Annotated in this window: 15 protein-coding genes; 6 read left to right on the plus strand and 9 right to left on the minus strand. The window is 63.3% G+C overall.

Translation table 11 applies throughout. The features are described from left to right. Positions 1-41: 41 nt before the first annotated feature. The 5 genes from BM269_RS00965 to BM269_RS00985 all read right to left on the minus strand — a co-directional run bounded on the left by BM269_RS00965 (position 42) and on the right by BM269_RS00985 (position 5,746). A complete protein-coding gene (locus tag BM269_RS00965; protein ID WP_090434661.1) occupies positions 42-923 on the minus strand; it encodes an SMP-30/gluconolactonase/LRE family protein in 882 nt (293 codons plus the stop codon). Beyond that, positions 923-2,353, minus strand: a complete 1,431-nt coding sequence (locus BM269_RS00970; RefSeq protein ID WP_090434663.1) for an MFS transporter — start codon at positions 2,351-2,353, stop codon at positions 923-925. The genes BM269_RS00965 and BM269_RS00970 overlap by 1 nt, the downstream gene beginning before the upstream one ends. A 51-nt stretch (positions 2,354-2,404) precedes the next feature. Further along, positions 2,405-3,985 (minus strand): aldehyde dehydrogenase (NADP(+)), encoded by a 1,581-nt coding sequence (locus BM269_RS00975; RefSeq protein ID WP_090434666.1) that lies wholly within the window; start codon positions 3,983-3,985, stop codon positions 2,405-2,407. Next, positions 3,985-4,896 carry a 5-dehydro-4-deoxyglucarate dehydratase gene (gene kdgD / locus BM269_RS00980; protein WP_090435560.1) on the minus strand — a complete coding sequence of 304 codons (912 nt, stop codon included), beginning with the start codon at positions 4,894-4,896 and terminating at the stop codon, positions 3,985-3,987. The genes BM269_RS00975 and kdgD overlap by 1 nt, the downstream gene beginning before the upstream one ends. A gap of 118 nt (positions 4,897-5,014) precedes the next feature. After that, positions 5,015-5,746, minus strand: coding sequence for a FadR/GntR family transcriptional regulator (locus BM269_RS00985; protein ID WP_090434669.1), 732 nt, complete (start codon positions 5,744-5,746; stop codon positions 5,015-5,017). A 145-nt stretch (positions 5,747-5,891) separates the two neighbouring features. Between BM269_RS00985 and BM269_RS00990 the strand changes: the two genes are divergently transcribed. Together BM269_RS00990 and BM269_RS00995 are read left to right on the plus strand one after the other, a co-directional pair. Further along, entirely contained in the window at positions 5,892-6,593 is a 702-nt protein-coding gene (locus BM269_RS00990; RefSeq protein ID WP_090434672.1) for a FadR/GntR family transcriptional regulator, read from the plus strand. A 73-nt stretch (positions 6,594-6,666) separates the two neighbouring features. Continuing rightward, positions 6,667-8,436 carry a pectate lyase family protein gene (locus BM269_RS00995; RefSeq protein ID WP_090434675.1) on the plus strand — a complete coding sequence of 590 codons (1,770 nt, stop codon included), beginning with the start codon at positions 6,667-6,669 and terminating at the stop codon, positions 8,434-8,436. On the opposite strand, the gene BM269_RS29710 is transcribed toward BM269_RS00995, so the two are convergent. The 4 genes from BM269_RS29710 to garD are packed head-to-tail and all read right to left on the minus strand — an operon-like array spanning position 8,433 to position 14,227. Next, entirely contained in the window at positions 8,433-10,964 is a 2,532-nt protein-coding gene (locus BM269_RS29710; protein ID WP_090434678.1) for a family 43 glycosylhydrolase, read from the minus strand. The two genes, BM269_RS00995 and BM269_RS29710, sit on opposite strands and share 4 nt — an antisense overlap. Then, a complete protein-coding gene (locus tag BM269_RS01005; protein ID WP_090434680.1) occupies positions 10,961-11,842 on the minus strand; it encodes an aldose 1-epimerase in 882 nt (293 codons plus the stop codon). Before BM269_RS01005 ends, BM269_RS29710 begins: the two co-directional genes overlap by 4 nt. Further along, positions 11,839-12,654 carry an NAD-dependent epimerase/dehydratase family protein gene (locus BM269_RS01010; protein ID WP_090434683.1) on the minus strand — a complete coding sequence of 272 codons (816 nt, stop codon included), beginning with the start codon at positions 12,652-12,654 and terminating at the stop codon, positions 11,839-11,841. Before BM269_RS01010 ends, BM269_RS01005 begins: the two co-directional genes overlap by 4 nt. A 16-nt stretch (positions 12,655-12,670) precedes the next feature. Next, on the minus strand, positions 12,671-14,227 hold the full coding sequence (gene garD, locus BM269_RS01015; RefSeq protein ID WP_090434686.1) for a galactarate dehydratase: 1,557 nt from the start codon (positions 14,225-14,227) through the stop codon (positions 12,671-12,673). Between the two features lie 162 nt (positions 14,228-14,389). On the opposite strand from garD, the gene BM269_RS01020 reads away from it, so the two are divergent. The 4 genes from BM269_RS01020 (at position 14,390) to BM269_RS01035 (ending at position 21,989) form a co-directional block, all read left to right on the plus strand. Continuing rightward, positions 14,390-15,793 carry a glycoside hydrolase family 88/105 protein gene (locus tag BM269_RS01020; RefSeq protein WP_090434689.1) on the plus strand — a complete coding sequence of 468 codons (1,404 nt, stop codon included), beginning with the start codon at positions 14,390-14,392 and terminating at the stop codon, positions 15,791-15,793. A 9-nt stretch (positions 15,794-15,802) separates the two neighbouring features. Then, entirely contained in the window at positions 15,803-17,014 is a 1,212-nt protein-coding gene (locus BM269_RS01025; RefSeq protein WP_090434692.1) for a DUF4861 family protein, read from the plus strand. 95 nt (positions 17,015-17,109) lie between these two features. Further along, a complete protein-coding gene (locus BM269_RS01030) occupies positions 17,110-18,912 on the plus strand; it encodes a glycoside hydrolase family 28 protein (protein ID WP_229204448.1) in 1,803 nt (600 codons plus the stop codon). Positions 18,913-19,040: 128 nt separating this feature from the next. Beyond that, on the plus strand, positions 19,041-21,989 hold the full coding sequence (locus BM269_RS01035; protein WP_090434697.1) for a TonB-dependent receptor: 2,949 nt from the start codon (positions 19,041-19,043) through the stop codon (positions 21,987-21,989). Positions 21,990-21,998 lie beyond the last annotated feature (9 nt).

The following is a 21,998-nucleotide window of genomic DNA, read 5'->3' on the forward strand; positions in this document are numbered from 1 at the left end:
TTAACAAAAAGAAAACTTCCCTGACGCAAGATTGCAACAGATCAATCTTCTGCGTACAGGGCGTCGGCCAAGCCTTGCGCACCAGGCCGCAGCAAGAGCACTGCGCCGGGCCAGCCATCGGCGGCATTGCCGGGGTCGATCGAGGTCACCAGCAGCGTGGACAAGTCAGGGCCGCCGAAGCTGCACATCGATGGCTTGGCGAATGGCAGCGCGAGCTCCCGGTCCAGTACACCGGCCGGCGTGTAGCGCTGCAAGAGGCCGCCATCGTTGGCGCAGGTCCAGTAGCAGCCGTCGGCATCGACGGCGGCGCCGTCAGGACGGCCTTTTTGCGCGCCCAGGTCGAGGAAGATGCGCTTGTTATGCAGCGTGCCGCCGGCAATGTCGTAATCGAAGGCCCACACCATGCGCCGCTTCGGATGGGAATCGGACAGGTACATCACATCGCCGCCGGGCGAGAATGCCGTGCCGTTCTGAGTCAGCAAACCGGACACGGATGGCGCCGACAGGCCTTCGCCAGCGCTGTAGCGATAAAGCTGGCCGACCGCCCTTTCCGCTGCCATGTCCATGAACATGGTGCCGGCCCAGAAGCGTCCTTGCCGGTCGCAACGGCCATCATTGAAGCGCATCCCCTCACCCAGCTCGGACCCGGGCGGCGCGGCCAGGCGTTCGGCCGATACGCTGCCGTCTTCTTGCAGTGCGAGGTGGAAGATGCCGGTCTCCATGCCCGCAATGAAGCCGCCGCGCGCAGCAGGCGATATGCATGCCACCATCTCCGGCGCCTCCCAGAAGCGCGTGGCGCCGCTAGCGTCATCCAGGCGCCAGATGCGGCGCGCCGGAATGTCGACCCAATACCAGGCGCCTTCGCCCGCGTGCCAGGTGGGGCTTTCACCCACCGTGCAATGAACACCGCTTACTTTTTCCATCACAGGTCAGTAATTTCCTTGTGCGCCGGGACCAGCGCCTTCATGATGCACCAGGCGATCAGGTAAGCCAGCGCACAGAAGGTGAACATGATCATGTAGCCGGTCTGGATCTGCCCCAGCGCGTTGTAGTGATCGAACAGCTTGCCGGCCACCTTGGTGATCAGCACGCCCCCAAGGCCACCGGCCATGCCGCCGATGCCGACCACGGAGCCGACGCTGTGTTTCGGGAACATGTCCGACACCGTCGTGAACAGGTTGGCAGACCAGGCCTGGTGCGCCGAGGCGCCGATGCCGATCAGGATCACCGGCACCCAGATGCCAAGGTAGCCAAGCGGCTGCGCCAGCAATACCGCCAATGGGAAGAAGGCGATGGTCAGCATGGCACGCATACGGCCTTGGTAGACGCTGGCACCGCGGTTGATGAAGAAGGTCGGGAACCAGCCGCCGCCGATGGAACCGAACATGGTCATCGAGTACAGCACCGCCAGCGGCACCACCATTTCGGTCGCCGATATGCCGTATTGCGCCGACATGAATTTCGGCAGCCAGAAAAGGAAGAACCACCACACGCCGTCGGTCAGGAACTTGCCAGCCGTGAACGCCCAAGTCTGGCGGTAGGCCAGCAGCTTGAACCAGGATGCCTTGCGCGGCTCCGCCCCGGCGGCCGGCGCTGCAGCCGCCATAGCCGCTGTAGCCGAATTCTCGGCCGCATCGCTATTGATGTAATCCAGTTCGGCGCGCGACAGGCGCTTCTGCTTCGACGGCACATCGTAGAAATACAGCCAGAAACCCATCCAGACAAAGCCGATCGCGCCGATGATGATGAAGGCCGATTGCCAGCCCCACAGATCGGCGATCAGCGGCACCGTGACCGGCGCCAGGATCGCACCGATATTCGCGCCGGAGTTGAAGATGCCGGTTGCGAAAGAGCGTTCCTTCTTCGGGAAATATTCAGCGGTAGCCTTGATGGCGGCCGGGAAGTTGCCCGCCTCGCCCAGTGCCAGCACTGCGCGCCCCACCATGAAGCCGGCCACTGACACCGGGACTGCCGCAATGCCCACGGCAGCGAGAAGATTCGACAGCGTGCTGCCGATTCCCACCGAGTAAGCGTGCAGGATTGCGCCGAACGACCAGATCACAATCGCCAGCACGAAGGCACGGCGCGTGCCCATCCTGTCGATCACGCGGCCGGCGAACAGCATCGAGATCGCGTACACGAACTGGAACACGGCTGCGATGTTGGCGTAGTCGGTATTCGACCAGCCGAATTCCTGCGACAGCGCAGGCGCCAGTAGCGACAGCACCTGGCGGTCGAGGTAGTTGATGGTGGTGGCGAAGAACAGCAGGCCACAAATGGTCCAGCGGTATTTGCCGATGGCGGCGGCCGGTTCGGCTGCCAGGCCGACGGCTTGCGGGTTAGGCTGATTCATGGTTTCTTATAGTCGAAAGCGGCCGGTGTCTCCCCCGGCCGTACTACATCATCAAACTGCCGTGCGCAGCTCCCCATCCACGAGGCGTGCCAGGCGCAGTGGATTATCGTCCTGTAAAGCGGCTGGCAGCAAGGCCGCCGGCACATTCTGGTAGCTGACCGGACGCAGGAAGCGCTCGATGGCCATGGCGCCGACGGACGTGGTGCGGGTGTCCGAAGTGGCAGGGAACGGGCCGCCGTGCACCATTGCGTGGCACACCTCGACGCCGGTCGGGAAGCCGTTGAACAGCACGCGGCCAGCCTTGCGCTCCAGCGTCGGCAACAGCTTCGCAGCCAGAGGATGGTCGTCTGCCGCGCAGTGCACGGTGGCGGTCAACTGCCCTTCCAGGCTGACGGCCAGGCGCAGCACTTCGGCTTCGTCGCGGCAAGCGATCAACACCGAGGCCGGGCCGAACACTTCTTCCTGCAGCGCGTGACTGGCGACGAAAGTTTCCGCGTCAACGCGGAACAGCGCTGCCTGCGCGGCACAACCGGCGCCCTCCTCCTGTCCCAATGCCAGCAGCTTGACGCCGGCAACTTCGGACAAGCGGCCGACGCCCGACTGATAAGCCTTGTGGATGCCGGCGGTCAGCATGGTGCCCGCCCCCTTCGGCTGCAGCGCCGCCGCAGCGGCGGCAGCAAAGCGGTCGAAGTCCGGGCCGGCCACGCCGATCACCAGGCCGGGGTTGGTGCAGAACTGGCCGACACCCATGGTCAGCGAGTCGACGAAAGCCGCGCCCAATGCCTCGGCGTTCGCAGCCAGGACCGCAGGCAGCATGAAGACCGGGTTAATGCTGCTCATCTCCGCGTAGACCGGGATCGGCTCAGGGCGTGCGGCAGCGGTGCGCATCAGGGCAGTGCCGCCCTGGCGCGAACCGGTAAAGCCGACAGCCTTGATCGACGGGTTCGCGACCAGCGCCTGGCCCACCACGCGGCCATCGCCATGGATCATGGAAAACACGCCTTCCGGCATGCCGCAATCCGCTGCCGCTTTCTGCACGGCGCGCGCGACCAGCTCGGACGTGCCAGGGTGGGCGGCATGCGCCTTCACCACCACCGGGCAGCCGGCAGCCAGTGCGGACGCGGTATCGCCGCCTGCGACGGAGAATGCCAGCGGGAAGTTGGAGGCGCCGAATACGGCCACCGGACCGACCGCAATCTTGCGCAGGCGCAGGTCGGGACGCGGCGGCGTGCGTTGCGGCAGTGCCGAATCCAGCGTGGCGTTCAGCCAATGGCCGTCGCGCACCACTTTAGCGAACAGGCGCAGCTGATTGACGGTGCGGCCACGCTCACCTTCCAGGCGGGCTTGCGGCAGGCCGGTTTCGGCCATGGCGCGCTCGGTCAGGGTTGCACCCAGCGCGTCGATATTGCCGGCGACTGCTTCCAGGAAGCCGGCGCGCACTTCCGGCGTGGTGGCGCGATAGGTATCGAAGGCCTGTTCGGCCAGCGCACAAGCGCGCTCCACGTCCGCCAGTTCGGCCTGACCGAACCCCGGCAGCAGGCTTTGCGCGGTAGCCGGATTGAAGGCCAACTGGTTGCCGGCCGCGCCGCGCACCAGTTGCCGGCCGATGATCATTTCACCGGTGATTTGCATTATTGGGCACCTTGCTTCTTGATCAGCGCCAGCAGCATGGCGTCTTCTTCCGCAGTCAGGTCGGTCAGCGGAGCACGCACAGGACCGCCCGAGTGGCCGACCAGGCGCGCGCCGGCCTTGACGATGGAGACGGCGTAACCGGCCTTGCGGTTGCGGATCTCCAGGTATGGCAGGAAGAATTCGTCGAGCATGCGGTCGGTTTCGGCGGTGTTGCCGGCGGCCGTGGCATGGTAGAAGTCCATCGCCAATTTCGGCACGAAGTTGAACACGGCAGAGGAATACACCGGCGTACCCAGCGCCTTGTAGGCCCCCGCATAGACTTCCGCAGTCGGCAAGCCGCCCAGGTAGGAGAAGCGGTCACCCAGCTTGCGGTAGATCTGCACCATCAGTTCGATCTCGCCTACGCCATCCTTGAAACCGATCAGGTTCGGGCAGCGTGCAGCCAGGATGGCCAGCGAGTTGGCGCTCAGGCGGCAGTTGGCGCGGTTATACACGATCACGCCGATTTTCACGGACTCGCACACCTGTGCCACGTGTTCGATCAGGCCATCCTGGCTGGCTTCGGTCAGGTAGTGCGGCAGCAGCAGCAGGCCGTCCGCGCCCAGACGCTCCGCTTCCTGTGCCAGCGCGATGGCCTGGCGGGTCGGGCCGCCGGTGCCGGCCAGCAGCGGCACCTTGCCGCGGCAGCTTTCCACGGCAACCTTGACGACCTGCGAGTATTCCGGAGCGGTCAACGAAAAGAACTCGCCGGTGCCGCCGGCGGCGAACAATGCACTGGCGCCGTAAGGAGCCAGCCAGTCCAGGCGTTCGGCATAGGTTTTGGCGTTGAAGTTGCCTTCGGCGTCAAAGTCGGTGATCGGGAAGGACAGCAGGCCGGACGACATGACTTTCTTGAGTTCTTGCGGGGACATGGACATCGTTGACTCCTAAGTGTGGTTTTTGCACGAATCGAGCGCGAGCTCAGTTGTAAGTCATCGTACAACTCAATCGACATCAACGCAAGCAAAAAAATGGGGACGTACCCCATTTTTATGCGGCGTTTTCGAAACGCTGCTGTGCCTGTAACAGGCGTTCGCGGGAATTGGAGAGATGGGTGCGCATCGCGGCGCGCGCGGCTTCGGGGTCCTGGCGCTGGATGGCGCGGAAGATGTCTTCGTGTTCGCGATGCACGCGTTCAAGGTAGTCGGCCGGGCGGTCCTGCGACAGGTTGGCGGTATTCACGCGGGCCCGTGGAATGATGGCCTGGCCAAGCTGGCCGAGGATGTCGACGAAATAGCGGTTGCCGGTGGCCTTGGCGATCACCAGGTGGAAGCGGCGGTCGGCCTCCACCGAAGCGCGCCCCTGCTCCATCGCTTGCCGCATATCGGCAAGCGCCTGCGCCAGTTCAGCCACTTGTTCGTCGCTGCGGCGGGTTGCGGCCAGGCCGGCGGTTTCGGTTTCCATGCTGATGCGCAGTTCGAGGATGGCCAGCACGTCGCGCACCGTCACGATGCTCTCGGCGTCGATGCCAAGGCCGCCGGTATTGCGCGGCTTCTCAAGCACGAAGGTGCCGATGCCGTGACGGGTCTGCACCAGGCCGGCCGCCTGCAGGTGCGAAATCGCTTCGCGCACCACGGTGCGGCTGACGCCATGCTGCTCCATGATGGCCGATTCGGTGGGCAGCTTGTCGCCGGGTTTCAGCACGCCGCTATTGATGCTGCCGCTGATCTGTTCGACCACGCCCTGGGCCAGGGTGTGTCGCTTGCGAGGAAGGATAGTCATCGCTTCATTATACACGCGAAAAAGATGTCAGACATCTTATCAGAGACATCTGCAGACGTTGCCGGCCTTTGCTTTCTTGCGAAATTGGTCGGACCAAATTAAAATCGGGCGACCATCCTCCCCCTATATAGAAGGCCCTGGCCGCATGAACAAAAAAATCGTTGCAACGGAGCCGAATCCAGCAGCCGAACAACGGCTGTACCGCGTGGTCGCCGCCAAGATCCAGGACCTGATCCGCGAAGAGCACATCAAGCCCGGCACCCGTTTGCCGGCCGAACGCGACCTCGCTGCCAAACTGAGCGTGAGCCGCGCCTCGCTGCGCGAAGCCTTGATTGCGCTGGAGCTGTCGGGCATCGTCGAGGTGCGCGGCGGTTCCGGCGTATATGTCAGCGAAAAGGCTTCCTCGCCTTCCGACGTGGCCGAAGGCGGTCCCGGGCCGTTCGAAGTGCTGGCGGCGCGCCGCCTGATCGAATCCGAAGTCGCGGCAATCGCGGCAAAGATGGCGACCGACTCGGCGATCGATGCGATCCTGCGCGCGGCAGCCGAGATGGAGCAGCACCACTCCGACCGCGCGACCAACGAACAGGCCGACCGCAACTTCCACCTGGCGATTGCCCGCGCCACCGGGAATACGGCCCTGGTGGGCGTGGTCGAAACGCTGTGGAACCAGCGTGGCACCATGTGGCATAAGCTGAAAGAGCACTTCCAGACGGAAGAACTGCGCCAGAACACGCTGGATGACCATCGCAATATTGTGGCGGCCATCGCGGCGCACGATGCGGCCGGCGCACGCCAGGCCATGCGCGCCCACTTGGAACGGGTTACCAAGACCTTCTCGCGCGGCTAAAATAATTTTGGCCTGACCACTTGCCATCGCGGTCAGGCCAAAATAAAATGAGGCGAACTTCAGGGGAAGCCTCATGTTGCGTCACATCCTTTTGTCCCTGGCCTGCGCGGCCACCTTGCCTGCCTACGCGGCCGACCGCATCATCCTGGTCGGCGATTCCACGGTCGCCAGCGGTGGCGGTTATGGTGATTACCTGTGCCGACGCCAGCGCCCCGACACCACCTGCCTCAATCTCGCCAAGAATGGCCGCAGCTCCGGTTCCTTCCGCGCCGAGGGGCGCTGGGACGAAGTGCAAGCCTTGCTGCGCGATAGCGCCCGCTTCGGCAAAACCTATGTCCTGATGCAATTCGGTCACAACGACCAGCCGGGCAAGCCAGGCCGCTCGACGGACCTGGTCAAGGAATATCCGGCGAACCTTGCGCGTTATGTAGCCGACGTAAAGGCTGGCGGCGGCGTACCGGTGCTGGTGACGTCCCTGACCCGCCGCAGCTTCCGCAACGGCCATGTATGGAATGACCTGGCGCCGTGGGCGTCGGCAGCGCGCGAAGTGGCAAAACGTGAGCAGGTGGCGATCCTGGACTTGAACGCTCTCTCGCTGGCGGCTGTGCAGGCCATGGGGCCGGAACAAGCGGACACACTGGCCCAAGCCAAAGGCGCAGGCTTCGATTACACGCATCTGGGGCCGAAGGGCGGCCGCTTCTTCGGCGACATGGCCGCACGGGAGTTGCTGCAAATGTTCCCTGCACTCGGCCCGCTTACCGATCCTGCAGATACGTCGCAACAAGCTGCGCGCGAACGCGCGCCTGCCGACGGTTGGGCCGGCGAGCAAGGTGGCACGCATGGCGGTGCCACAGCTCCCGCTTCCGCCGTATACACGGTCGCCACAGCGGCCGAACTGCGTTCCGCAGTCGCCGGCGCTGCGGATGCACGCATTATCCAGGTACGGGGCACCCTCGACATGGCCGATGGCGCCAAACCGGGCTTGGTGCGGTTGCCGTCCCATACGACGTTAATCGGGCTTGGCGAAGATGCCGGCTTCATCAACGCCAGTATCGTTGTCGCCAACGTGAGCCAGGTCATCATCCGCAATCTCTCGATCAGCAATCCATGCGATCCCGATCCGAAGTGGGATCCGCAGGATGGCCCGCACGGCAACTGGAATTCGAATTACGACGGCATAAGCGTCACCGGTTCGCATCATGTGTGGATCGACCATAACAGCTTCACCGACGCGCCGCGTACCGATGGGCAGTCGCCAAAAGAGAACGGCATGCTGAAACAGTGCCACGATGGCGCGCTCGATATCACATCGGCGTCGGACTTCGTCACCGTGTCGTACAACCACTTCGCGCTGCACGAAAAGAACACGCTGGTTGGCGCCAGCGATCGCGCCACCAGTGACGAAGGCCACCTGCGGGTGAGTTTTTCTAACAATTTCTTCGATAACGTGACGGCGCGTGCGCCACGCGTTCGCTTCGGCCAAGTCCATTTGTTCAACAACTTCCACAAGGGCTCGCGCAAGCATGCCGAATATGCGCACGAGTACAGCGTCGGCATCGCCAAGCAGGCGCGCGTCATCATCGACGCAAACGCCTACGACATCGACGGTGCGCACGGTTGCGCCGACGTGTTGCGCAACCCTGGCAAGTCCGAGCCGGGGGCGGTGCTGGAGCGCGGCTCGCAGTTGAACGGCAAAGCGCTGGCCGATTGTGCCTTCCCGCAGGATGTTGGCTGGAGTGTCCCCTATGTCTTCACCGCCCTGCCCGCAGCCGATGTCCAGCCCAACGTCATGAGCAACGCCGGCGCCGGCCACCTTGGAAAACTCCGTCCCGCAGCCCGCTAAGGAGTGATGCGCAGATAATCGATGTCCGCGTAGGCGCCCTTCACGCCGGTGGCAAACAGGCCGATCTGGGCGCCGACCCAGCGGCCCATGGCGGCGGTGAACGGCGTGCCGGCAGGCGCGAAGTTCACGCCGTCCTGGCTGTAGGAAAAAGTGGCTTGGCCACCTGCGCCAACGTCGACGCGTAAGTGGGCGAAAGTTTTCAGCGGCAGCGGAGCCGACGCTTCCAGTCGCTCCGTGCATTTGCCGTTGCTTGCTTCGCAGCGCACGTAGACGACGTGCAGTGCGCCCTGCTCACGGCGCAGGCCCAGCCAAGCGTAGTTCTGGCCATACATCGCCAGGCCGACCGTGTCGCCATCGGCAACGGCGTGCAGGTCCAGCTTTGCCACCGCGGAAAAGGTCGGCGCTGGCGGCTTTTGCGTCAGCACTGCAGGCAATGACCGCAGCGGTGCGATGGACGCTGCGCCGCCCTCTCGTGCTGGCGCAGCCTGCGCATACAGCCGCAGGAAACCGGCACGTGCAGCCAGCGAGTACCAATCGGGCGCCGGGTTCGCCACCCATTGCCATTGCGGCGCGAGGCGCATTCCCGCGAACTCGTCGCCACTTGCAGGCGAGAACGGCGCCGATCGCGCTATCGGCTTTGCGTATTCGACCACAGGTTGGCCCACATCCGGCCTGCCGGAAGGCTCGCCGATAATCGGCCAGCCATCATCCTGCCAGCGCATCGGCTGCAAATGCACCACACGGCCAAACGCTCGCTTGTCCTGGAAATGATAGAACCAGTCGCTCCCGTCCTGCGCGCGCACCCAGGCTCCCTGGTGCGGCCCGTTGATGGAAGAGCTGCCCTGCTCCATCACGATGCGCGCTTCATACGGGCCGTCGACATTCCGCGAGCGGAACACCGACTGCCACCCCGTCTCCACTCCCCCCGCCGGCGCGAACACGTAGTACCAGCCATTGTGCTTATAGAGCTTGGGCCCTTCCAGAGTGCGGTAGCCCGGTAGGGTATTGCCATCGATGACCACGCGGCTGACATCTTCCAGCATGCGGCTGCCATCCGGCGCCATCGAGCGCAGGCTAAGAACGTTGTTGAAGCCTGCACGCGATTTGGCCCATCCGTGCAACAGCCAGGCCTTGCCGTCGTCGTCCCACAACGGTGCGGGATCGATCAGGCCTTTGCCGGCCATGAGCAGCCTGGGCTTGCTCCACGGTCCTGCGAAGCTTTTTGCGGTGATCACGTAAATGCCGAAATCCGGGTCGGGATAGAAGATCCAGAACCTGCCGTCGTGATAGCGCAGGCATGGTGCCCACACGCCTTTCCCATGCTGCGGCATGCGGAAAGCATCCTCCGGCACCAGTCGCGACAAGGCATGGCCAACCAGGCGCCAGTTCACCATATCGTCGGACTCCAGCAACGGCAGGCCAGGCACGTTGGTGAAACTCGAAGAGGTCATGTAATAACGCTTGCCGACGCGGATCACGTCGGGGTCGGAATAGTCCGCGTGAAGGACCGGATTGCGGTAGCGGCCATCGCCCAGATCCGCCGACCAAGGCACGCGCGCAATCTGCGGCACACCAAGTGTGCGCTCCAGGAAACCTTGCATGGCGTCGACGGTGGGAGCCAGCCAAGGGTCGAATAGCCAGAATGAATGCGGCGTTCCAGGCAGCTGCACGTGCTCGGTCGATATCTTGAATTGACGCAGGCGCTCCGCCAACGCCGCTCGCCCAACACTGAAGCGTGGCTGGCTGCTGGTAATGAACAGTATCGGCGCGCTGCCGGCACCCGCATGCGTCAAGGGCGATGCATCGCGCCAGCGCGCTTCCTGTTCAGCATAGCGGCCGCCGAGCCAGGCGCCGGCCGCGGATGGATTCTTGACCGGATCGTCTTCATGCTTGCGCGCCTCCTCGGAAGTGAAGTCGGACAAGCCATCAATATTGACGACCGCTTGCACGGCGCCGGTCTCGTCGCCGCCGTCCGTCATGCCGACCAGCGCGGCAATCTGGCCGCCCGCCGATCCGCCGGCGACGGCAATGCGCTTGCCATCCAGGCCAAATTTCGGCGCTGCCGTCCGCAGCCAGCTAACCGCTTGCCTGACGTCGTGCACCGCTGCTGGATATTGCGCTTCGCCGGACAAGCGATAGTCGACCGTGGCGGCGGCAAAACCCCGGGCTGCAAGACGTGCGGCCAGCGGTGCCATATTCTCCCGCGTACCGCTACGCCATCCGCCCCCATGGACCAGCACGACCAATGGCGCAAGAGGTTCGCGGCCGACAGCGTTAGGCCCGACGGCGTTGGGGCCGGGCAGGTAAAGATCGAGCTTCAACGCATGCGCGCCGCGCTGGACGTAAGTCAGGTCGCGCAGCATCCGCACCGGCGCAGATGCTTGCGGGCTGGCAATCGCGATGTTCGGATACTGGCCAACCAGCTTGGCGTATGTGGTTTCAGCGTTATACGGCACCTCGGAAGCCGCCAAAGCGTTCGCGCCGGCGGCGAGCCAGGCGGCGCCCAGCGCCGCTTGCAACGTCCTCATGCAATCTCCTCGACGGCGAAACGCACAGTGCGCCGCAAATCCTGCCCCGGCGCCAGAACGGTAAGGCCATTGGCTGCCGCGCCGCCGGGCAGGTTGTGCGCGTTGACCGGATGGTCGACCGGTTCAAAGCAGAAGAAGTCTTTGCCCCGGGGGACGTACAGGATGTAATAGCCCATGTCGGCGCTGATCCGCAGCCGCAAACGGCGCTCCGGCCAGTCGATCTGTGCTTGGCCATCCCAGCCGGTAAAGGCGTTATCGACGCCTTCACACGGCAATGGGCGCGTCGCCTCGGTGCAGAAATCCCACGCTGGCGGCAGCGCGCTGCGCACGGCCGGCAGCTTATCGGCGCCGGACAGCCACACGCCATTCGCCACGGCACGCAGGCGCGCGTCCTCAGGGTTAGGCATCCAGGGATGGAGTCCCAGGCCGAACGGCAGCGGGTGCCGGCCGTTATTGGTAACCTTGAGCGTCACGCGCAAAGCATTGTCCGACAGCGTGTAAGCCATATGCGCGGTGAACGCGAATGGCGAAGCATCGCGGCGATACAGTGACAGTACGACGCTGCTTTCGTCCCGCGCCTCGACGTGCCAAGGCATGCGCCAGCCGTCGCCGTGGATCGGACAGGGCTCGCCCTCGCGCGTTGGCGCGGGCGTGATACGGCGGCCTTCAAATTCAAAACCGTCAGGCGCGATCCGGTTGGACCAGGGGACAAGAGGGAAGCAGGCCAGTTGGCCGGGCAGCGGCTTCGCAACGCCGTCGGGGGCGGGACGCAGCACCGATTCCGGTGCTGCGCCACCTAGCCAGTCCAGCCGCGCCAGCCCGCCGCCGGCAGCGGGCAGCACCACCGCCCGCAGGCTGCCGCTGCGCAGTACGATCATTTGAAGATCGGGCCGTCCAGCAGGAATTTACCGCCCTGGTAAATGGTGGTGACGTCGTCCTTTTCCGGGAAGTCGGACGTATCCGGGAACAGATGGGAGAACTTGGCCGATGAATCCTTTGGCCGATAGCCAAGGTGGGCCGCATAACGGTTGTCCCACCACACCGAGTCATTGTCCGACATGCCGAACACGATGGTGTGTCCAACGCGCGGCGCGAAGAGCGAGCAGCGCAGCAGCTCCGTCAGATCGCCGTACGACAGATAGGTCGACATCATGCGCTTGTTGGCCGGCTGCGGGAAGCTTGAGCCGATGCGGATGCAAACCGTCTCGATGCCAAAGCGATCGTAGTAATAGCGCGACATCTGCTCGCCGAACACCTTCGAGATGCCGTACATGCTGTCCGGCCGCGTCGGCATGTTCGCATCGAGCATATCGGTGGTCTTGTAATAGCCGATCGCGTGGTTCGAGCTGGCAAACATCAAGCGCTTCACGCCGTGCTTGTAGGCTGCCTCGTACAGGTTCGCGACACCCAGGATATTGGCCTGCATGATGGCCTCGAACGGGGCTTCGGTCGAGATGCCGCCAAAGTGCAGCACCGCATCCACGCCCTCCATCAGTTTCATCACGGCCGCCTTGTCGGACAGGTCGCACTGCACCAGCTCCTCGCCGGGGCGCGCCTCGCCCATGTCGGCGATATCGCTCAAGCGCACCACTTCCGCCCAAGGCTTGATGCGGTCGCGCAGCACCTTGCCCAGGCCGCCGGCGGCGCCGGTCATCAGGATGCGCTTGAATGGTTTTCCAGTTTGAGTCATGCCTTTTACTCCGTCATCAGGTTACCGGCGCCGGGTTGAACAACGCCAGTGAATTATGGATCTTCCAGTGTTCGGCCCAGGTCTCTTTGCCGCTTGCCACGTCCAGCATCAGGCGGAACAGTTCCCAGCCCACGTCCTCGATGGTAGCTTCGCCGCTGGCGATGCGTCCCGCGTTCACGTCCATCAGGTCATGCCAGCGCTGCGCCAGGTCGTTGCGCGTGGCCACCTTGATCACCGGCACAGCCGCCAAGCCGTACGGCGTGCCGCGGCCGGTGGTAAACACATGGATGTTCATGCCAGCCGCCATCTGCAGCGTACCGCAAATGAAATCGCTGGCCGGCGTCGCAGCGTAGATCAGGCCTTTTTGCGACAGTTTGTCGCCCGGCGCCAGCACGCCATTGATCGCGCCCGAGCCGGACTTCACGATCGAGCCCATGGCCTTTTCCACGATGTTCGACAGGCCGCCTTTCTTGTTGCCCGGCGTGGTGTTGGCGCTGCGGTCAACGCCGCCGCGCTTCAGGTAATCGTCATACCACTGCATTTCACGGATCATCGCCGCTGCAACTTCCGGCGTCTCGGCGCGCGAGGTAAGCTGGTCGATGCCGTCGCGCACTTCCGTCACTTCCGAGAACATCACGGTGGCGCCCGCACGCACCAGCAGGTCCGTCGCAAAGCCTACTGCGGGATTGGCCGTTACGCCCGAGAAGGCGTCGCTGCCGCCGCATTGCACCCCCACCACCAGTTCCGAAGCGGGTACGGTCTCGCGCTGGCGCGCATTCAGCGCCATCAAATGATGCTCCGCTGTGCGCATGATCGAATCGATCATCGAATTGAAGCCAACGTGCGCGCCGTCCTGCAGGCACACCACGTCCGGCTCACCGGCCGGCGAATTGAGGTTGGCCGACGCAATCGGGATGCTCCCGGTCGGGAACAAACGCGTCGGCGGCAGCTTTTCGCAGCCAAGACTGACCACCATCACCTGGTTGCCGAAGTTGGGGTTCTTGCTGATATTGCGCAGCGTGCGGATCGGCACATCGGCGCCCGGCGCATCGATCGCCACGCCGCATCCGTAGATATGCTCCAGCCCCACCACGTCATCCACGTTCGGATAGCGAGGCAGCAGTTCTTCCTTGATGCGCTTGACCGCGTGGTCGACCACGCCCGACACGCACTGCACGGTGGTGGTCACAGCCAGGATGTTGCGCGTGCCGACCGAGCCATCGGCATTGCGGTAGCCCTGGAAGGTATAGCCCTCCAGCGGCGGCAACGGCGCCGGCTTGCGGGTGCCGATCGGCAGGCCATCCAGCGAACGCGCCCCAGGCATGCGCAGTACCTTCTCCGACACCCAGGAGCCGCGTGGAATCGCCTGGTCGGCGTAACCGATAGTCACGTTATAGCGCGTCACGGGATCGCCTTCAGCCAGGTCGAGCAGCGCGACTTTATGCCCTTGTGGCACGCCTTCGACCAGCATCAGGCCGTCCGGGAATACTGCGCCGGCCGGCAAGCCGCCGTCATTGACCACGATGGCGACATTGTCTGCCTCGTGCATCTTGATGTAGCGTGCAATCTTCATAGAAATCCTTTGGGTACTTGCATTGTTCCTTGCCTTCGTTTTCAGTATGCCACACAAAAATCTCGATTGGCTAGTCCACCTTGCATATTTGGTCTGACCAAATTAGAATGGCCTGACCAGATGACGCACTTTCACCACACTAAAACGTCGCACCGGAGACCTATGAAGCCGACATCGTCCCTGCTGGCAGCCGCCCTGGCCTGCCTGTTCGCCCTCACCCCGGCCCACGCGGAAGGCCCCTACCGCAATTCAGACAACAAGAACCCGAACGATGCCGGCGAAGGCACCTACCCTGTGCCCTACAAGATGCCGACCGTGGCGGAGATCACCGGCACGCTGCAGAAGGTGCGCGGCTACATGGACGGCGTCACCCCGACCCGCATCATCAACAAAAAGACCGGCCAACCGATCTCCGACCTGAAAACCCCGGTGGCCGATGCGATCTTCGAGCCGAGCAAGGGTGATTTCGGCATCCAGGTCTACGAAATGGGCGTCGTCCATTCCGGCTTGCTGCGGGCAGCCGAAGCAACCGGCGACAGCAACTTCCTTGCAATGACCGAGCGTCACTTCGCTTTCTTCAAGTCGAGCAAGCCTTACTTCACCGCGCAGGAAAAGCAGTTCAAGCTGGAGCGCGCCAACAGCTTCTCGCGCTTCCTCGACCCGCGTTCACTTGATGATTCGGGCTCGATGTGCGCCGCGCTGATGCGCGCCCGCGCCGCCAAGGTAGGTCCCGACCTGTCGGACATGATCGCCACCTGCAGCGACTGGGTCGCCAACAAGCAGTTCCGCCTGAAGGACGGCACCTTGGCCCGCAAGCGCCCGCAAGCCGAGTCGCTATGGGGCGACGACTTGTACATGGGCGTTCCCGCGCTGGCCGAATTGGGCCGCATGTCCGGCAAGCGCGCCTATTACGACGACGCGGTGAACAATGTACTCAACATGGCCGGCTACCTGTTCAACCCGCAGACCAACTTGTACACCCACGGCTGGCACGCCGGCATGCAGGACGCGCCGAACTTCTACTGGTCGCGCGCCAATGGCTGGGCGGTGCTGGCCATGTCCGACCTGCTGGACGTGCTGCCGAAAGACCACCCAGGCTATCCGAAAGTCCTGGCGCAACTGCGCCTGGCGCTGAAAGGGATCGGCGAACGCCAGTCCGGCACAGGCTTATGGCACCAGATGATCGACCGTAACGATTCTTACCTGGAGACCTCGGCCTCCGCCATCTTCACTTATGTCATTGCACACGCCGTCAATCAAGGCTGGATTGCACCGGCGCCGTACGGCTCCATCGCACAAGCCGGCTGGGCAGGCCTGCAGACCAGGGTCACGGAGAAGGGCGAGGTGGAAGGCACCTGCGTCGGCACCACGCTGGCCGGCGATCAGGTGTACTACTACAACCGGCCTACCAGCAAACACGCACTGCACGGTTACGGCCCCATGTTGCTGGCCGGCGCCGAGATGATCAAGTTGATCAGCAATCCCAAGCTCGATATCCAGTACCGCGTGCGCACCTACCATTACTTGCCGAAAGGCGGCGAGACCGACTACCGCGAACACCACTGAGGAGCAGCCATGAAGACCACCAGCATCCTGGCCGCATTGGCCGCCGCCCTGCCCGCGATTGCCGCCAGCGCAGCGGAGCGCCTGACCATCACGCTGCAGCACGACCTCGACATCGCACGTCCTGCGGAAACCGTAACCGTGCCATGGTCGGAAGTGAACAAGGCCTTGCCGCATGCCTTGGTGCAGAAAATCGCCGTGCGCGATGCTTCCGGCCGGGTGGTGCCGCACCAGGTCACCAATGTCGCCCCGCAAGCGAAAGATCCACAGAACATCGGCGTTGCTTACGGCGAGCTGATTTTCCAGCACAGCTTCAAACCCGGCGAAAAGTCCACCACCTATACGGTTGAAAAGATCGATGGCGTTGCGCCGGTTTTCGCCGCACAAACCTTCGCCCGTTATGTACCCGAGCGCCTGGACGATTTCGGCTGGGAGAACGACAAGATCGGCCACCGCACCTACGGTCCGGCCCTGGCTGCCCCCGCCCCTGCGGGCGTCGTGAAGGAAGTGCTGGTGACCTCCGGCCTGGACCTGTGGTTCAAGCGCGTGCCCTACCCTATCGTCGACCGCTGGTACAACAAAGGCCACGACCACTACCACCACGACGAAGGTGAAGGCATGGACATGTACAACGTCGGCCGTTCGCGCGGCGCCGGCGGTACCGGGGTGTGGGAAGGCGGAAAGCTGTATGTGTCCACCAACTACGCAAGCTGGAAAGTGCTGGCCAACGGGCCGGTGCGCTCGATATTCGAGTTGTCGTACGCAGCGTGGGACGCCGCCGGCCTGCCGGTCACCGAAACCAAGCGCTTCACGGTCGACGCCGGCCAGCAGCTCGACATGATCGAATCGACCTTCTCATATGCAGGCGATCAACCACTGACCATTGCAGTAGGCTTGAACAAGACACCAAGCGACAAAGGCCAAAGCCCGCAAGTCTCCACCAGGCGCGAAGGCAAGGTACTGCTGCAATGGGTCGAGCAGTCCAGCAACGGCGCCTTTGGCACAGCCGTCATCATACCGGCCGCACAAGGCTTTGCAGAAGACAGTTTGAATGAACTGATCCTCGCCCCGGCAACGGCAGGAAAACCACTCCGCTACTATGCCGGCGGAGCCTGGAGCCGCGCCGGCGAAGTGACCACCCGCGAGCAGTGGGAGACCTACATCGCCAACGCCGCCGCCCGCGCCGCCAACCCCGTGCGCACAACCCTGGCGGCAAGCAAATGAGCGGCCCACGCGACCCAGTCCAGCCGAGCCCGTGTCCCACCTTGGGGTCACACCCCAAATGGGACACGAGCCCAACGGCACGTGAGCGCCGCGCTGTGCTTCGCGCGATCGTCGCTGGCGGCGCGCTGCTCGCTGCGCAGCCCGCGCTTGCACGCATCGCGCTTGCCGCCGCGGAAGCGGCCAATGGCGATCCATGGACGCGGGCACAGGAAATCGCTGCGCGCTTTGCCCAGCCGCTCACCTTCCGCAAGCAGGATTTCCTGGTGACGAAATATGGCGCCAGGCCTTGCAAGCTGGTCGAGGTACAAGGCCAGGTAGCCTCGCTCGAACCAGGCACGTTGCAAACGCCAGCGCAAGGCAGCCATGACTGCTATCGCGCCATCAGCACTGCCATCGCCGCTGCCCACAAAGCCGGCGGCGGCCGCGTTGTCATCCCTGAAGGCGTGTGGTACATCAAGGGCCCGCTGGTACTGCGCTCCAACGTCCACGTGCACCTGGAGAAAAACGCGCGCCTGGTGTTCAGCGCCAATCCGGACGATTACGCCAAATACGGCGACATCGACTGCGGCAAGAACGGCCAGCTGGTTCGCAGCCGCTGGCAAGGCAACGACTGCCTCAACTTCTCCCCCCTGGTCTACGCATACGGACAGAAAAACATCGCCCTCACCGGCGAAGACTGGACCTCCGTGCTGGACGGCCAGGGCGGCGTCCCGTTCGAAAACAAGCCGAACGAATGCTGGTGGGATTGGAAAGGCCGCGGCAAGCCAGCGCGTGAACGGACGGAAATCGCCCCGAACCCGAACAACGCCCCGCTCGTCCAACGCGCGCCCAACGTCACGCCTGAAGAACGCGCCTTGATCGAAGGCCAGGGAAACCGATGGCAGACCGATTCGCGTTACCTGCCGGCGCTGTCCGAAGCCGGCATCCCGGCCAAGGAACGCATATTCGGCCACGGCCACTTCCTGCGTCCCTGCATGGTCGAACTGATCGAATGCGAAAACGTCCTGCTCCAGGGCTATCACATCGTCGGTGCGCCATTCTGGGTGCACCATCCCGTCGCCAGCCGCAACGTCCACTTCAAGGACGTAAACATGGAAAGCCTCGGTCCGAACAGCGACGGTTTCGATCCCGAGGCCTGTGACGGGGTGCTGGTGGAAGGCTGCACCTTCAACAACGGCGACGACTGCATCGCCATCAAGGCCGGCAAGAACAAGGACACGCAGCATGGCCCGACCCGCAATATCCTGATCCGCCACTGCGTGATGAATAGCGGCCATGGCGGCGTCACGCTTGGCAGTGAAATGGCAGGCGGCATCGAGCACGTCTACGCGGAGCAGATCGAATTCAAGAACCTGCATTGGGCCAGCGACGCGCTCAACACCGCCATCCGCCTGAAGACCAATATGAATCGCGGCGGTTTCCTGCGCCACCTCTACGTTCGCAACTGCACCCTGCCGAACGGCGTGCAAACCAGCCCGGGCCTGTACAAGCCGCTACCCGGCAGCACCAGGCCGTCCGGCCAGATCGCTTCCGGCGCCGGCGCAGTCATCACCATCGACTGCGATTACGCGCCGGCCGACGATGCCGTGCGCAATCGCCCGCCGCAAGTATCCGATATTGAAATTTCCGGCCTCAAGGTCGGCAACGTCGCCACGCCCGCCGGCACGGTCTCCTGCTACCAGGCGATGGTGCTGCTTGGCCCCGTCGCCAGCAGCTACAACGGCGCCGCCGGCGTATCGATTCCGCCCATCACGCGCGTAAAAATCCACGACTGCGACTTCGGAACGCCACGCAATGCCGGGCAACCGTGGCTTCTGCACAACGTCCGCGGACTGGTTCTCGACAACGTCACCATAGGCGACAAGCGCTACAGCGGGGAATTTTCCGCCGACGCTTAATGTGGACAGGCCAATTTTTTAAAATAAATCACTTTGGACTGACCACATTGCAAAAACATTAGCATAGAATACCAAAACCGGCCTGACCAATTACAAGAGCCGAAAGAAACGATAAAACAGGAGATGGCATGAAGTTTACGGATCAATCCGAGGCCTTGCGCAAATTCGCGCTGCGTCTCGTCGGCACTTACTCAGTCACCGCGCTCGCCATGGGCCTCGCCCACGCACAGTCCACCGCACCGGCCGCGCCAGCAGCAGAACCAGAAATGAAGGTGGTCGTCACCGGCTTGCGCGCCGCTCTGGAATCGGCGTTGAACAAAAAGCGCGAGGACAACGGCATCGTCGACGTCATCAAGGCCGAAGACATGGGCAAATTCCCCGACACCAACCTGGCCGAATCGCTCCAGCGCGTGCCGGGCGTGGTGATTGACCGCGACGCCGGTGAAGGCCGCAGCATTACTGTGCGCGGCCTGGGCCAGGATTTCACCCGGGTACGCATCAACGGCCTGGAAGCGCTGGCCACCACCGGCGGCACCGACAGCTCGGGTGGCACCAACCGTTCGCGCGGTTTCGACTTCAACGTGTTCGCCTCCGAATTGTTCTCGTCGCTGACCGTGCGCAAGAGCTCCTCCGCCGACGTGGATGAAGGTTCGCTGGGCGCCACCGTCGACCTGCAAACCATGCGTCCCTTCGACCTGAAGGGTTTCAACGCCACCATCACTGCCAAGGGCAAGTACAACGACCTGTCGAAGAAGACCGACCCGCGCGTAGCCTTCCTGCTGTCCGATACTTTCGCCGACCGCAAGGTGGGCGTGCTGCTGTCAGGTGCCTTCTCCAAGCGCCAGTTGCTGGAAGAAGGTTTTTCCACCGTGCGCTGGGACAACGGCCCATCGAGCGGCGGCTGGTGCGCACCGCAAGGCGTCGCTGCCAACCCATCCAATTCCACCGCCACCACTTGCGGGCCTGCCGCACAAGGGGTGGCGCGCCTGCCCGCTTCGCAAGCGGCCACAGATGCCTACAACCTGGCCAGCAATGCCAACAACTTCCATCCACGCCTGCCGCGCTATGGCCGCCTGACCCACGACCAGGACCGCATCGGCCTGACCGGTGCCGTGCAATGGCGCCCGATGCAAGGCTCGCTGGTGACCTTCGACATGCTGTACGCGAAGCTTGATGCAACGCGCCAGGAAGACTTCCTTGAAGCGATCTCGTTCAGCCGCTCCGCCAGCCAGGGCGGCAAACCGCAAACCTCGGTGGTGGAAGCGCAGTACGCCTCGAACGGCAACCTGTTGTACGGTAAATTCAACGGCGTCGACATGCGCGCGGAATCGCGCTTCGACAAGCTGTCCACCACGTTCACGCAGCCTACACTGACCATCGAGCAGCGCTTGACCGATACCTTGCAGCTGCAAGCTCGCGTTGGCCGCGCTACGTCGAAGTTCCGCAACCCGGTACAGACCACCACCACGCTCGATGCGCTGAACGTGAACGGTTACACCATCGACTTCCGCCAGGATGACCGCCACCCGGTCATTTCGCTGCCATTCGACCCGGCTGCCGGCGGCAGCATGGGCATTGTCGGCGTACCGCAGGTTGCCAGCGGCACCCAGCCGACCACCGTCCCCAACACCACCACCAGCGAAATCCGCATTCGCCCGCAGGGCGCCACCAACCGCAACGACACCGCGACCGTGGACCTGTCGTGGGAAGCGTCGGACGCGTTGACCTTCAAGGGCGGCCTGAATCGCAAGAAGTACGACTTCGATTCCTATGAATCGCGCCGCGTGAACCAGAACGATACGATCTTCGCGCCGCCTTCAGGCTCAGGCAACCTGACCACCACCCTGAGCGGTTTCGGCAAAGGCCAGAACCTGCCGGCTGGTACCTACACCACCTGGCTGATACCGGACCTGAACGCCATCGCCAAGGCTTACGACATCTACTGCAACTGCATCAAGAGCGGACCTGCCGGCGGCCCGGGCGACTTTACGCTGTCCTCGATCACCAACGGCAATGCACGCGGCAACAACCGCGCTGTCGGCGAAGAGGACAAGGGCTTCTACCTGATGGGTGAATTCAAGACGGAGTTGGCCAACATCCCGCTGCGCGGCAACTTCGGCGCCCGCTACGTGAAAACCGACTTGAGCGCCACCGGCTACCTGGCGACCGGCGGCGGTACCGCAGTCACCGTGGCGAACGAGTACTCGGACACGCTGCCATCGTTCAACCTGGCCGCCAACCTGACGCAGGACTTCATCGCCCGCATTGGGGCGGCCAAAGTGATGACCCGCCCACCTTTGGGCCTGCTGTCGCCGGGCGGTACCATCGCCACCACCGGCACGCTGTCGATCAATACCGGCAACCCCAACCTGAAGCCATTCCGCGCCAAGACGTTCGACGCCAGCTTCGAGTACTACTTCGGCAAGAATGCCTTCCTCGGCCTGGGCCTGTTCCAGAAGAACATCGAGACCTACATCCAGTCGCTGCGCACCAATGTGGCGTTCAAGGACACCGGCCTGCCGCTGTCGCTGCTGCCGTCCAACTTCACCGGCGAAGAAGTATTCCAGGTGACTGCACCGATCAACACCGATGGCGGCAAGCTGAAAGGTTTCGAACTGAATTACCAGCAGCCGTTCACCTTCCTGCCAGCATGGGGCAAGGATTTCGGCGCGCTGGTGAACTACACCCACGTCAAGTCGAAGATCGAGTACGTGGTTTCGCCGACCAGCGATACCCGCATTACCGACGACTTGCTGAACCTGTCGCCACGTTCCTGGAACGCCACGCTGTACTACGACAACGGCAAGCTCAGTGCCCGCATCTCGGCGTCTTCCCGCTCGTCATTCGTGACCCGCGTACCGGGCCAGAACAACAACGATGTCGAAGGCAAGAACAAGTCGCTGAACGTGGACCTCTCCCTGTCGTACAAAGTCAACGACAAGCTGGAACTTACATTGGAAGGCGTGAACCTGACCAACGAGGAAAACGACCAGTTCGTGAGCCGCGCGCGCAACAGCGTCGTGGTGAACAACGTGACCGGCCGCGAATTCCTGGCTGGCCTGCGCTACAAGTTCTAAGGTGTTTCA

It is taken from the genome of Duganella sp. CF458 (genome assembly GCF_900113115.1).
In the GTDB taxonomy this organism is placed as follows: Bacteria; Pseudomonadota; Gammaproteobacteria; order Burkholderiales; family Burkholderiaceae_D; genus Rugamonas.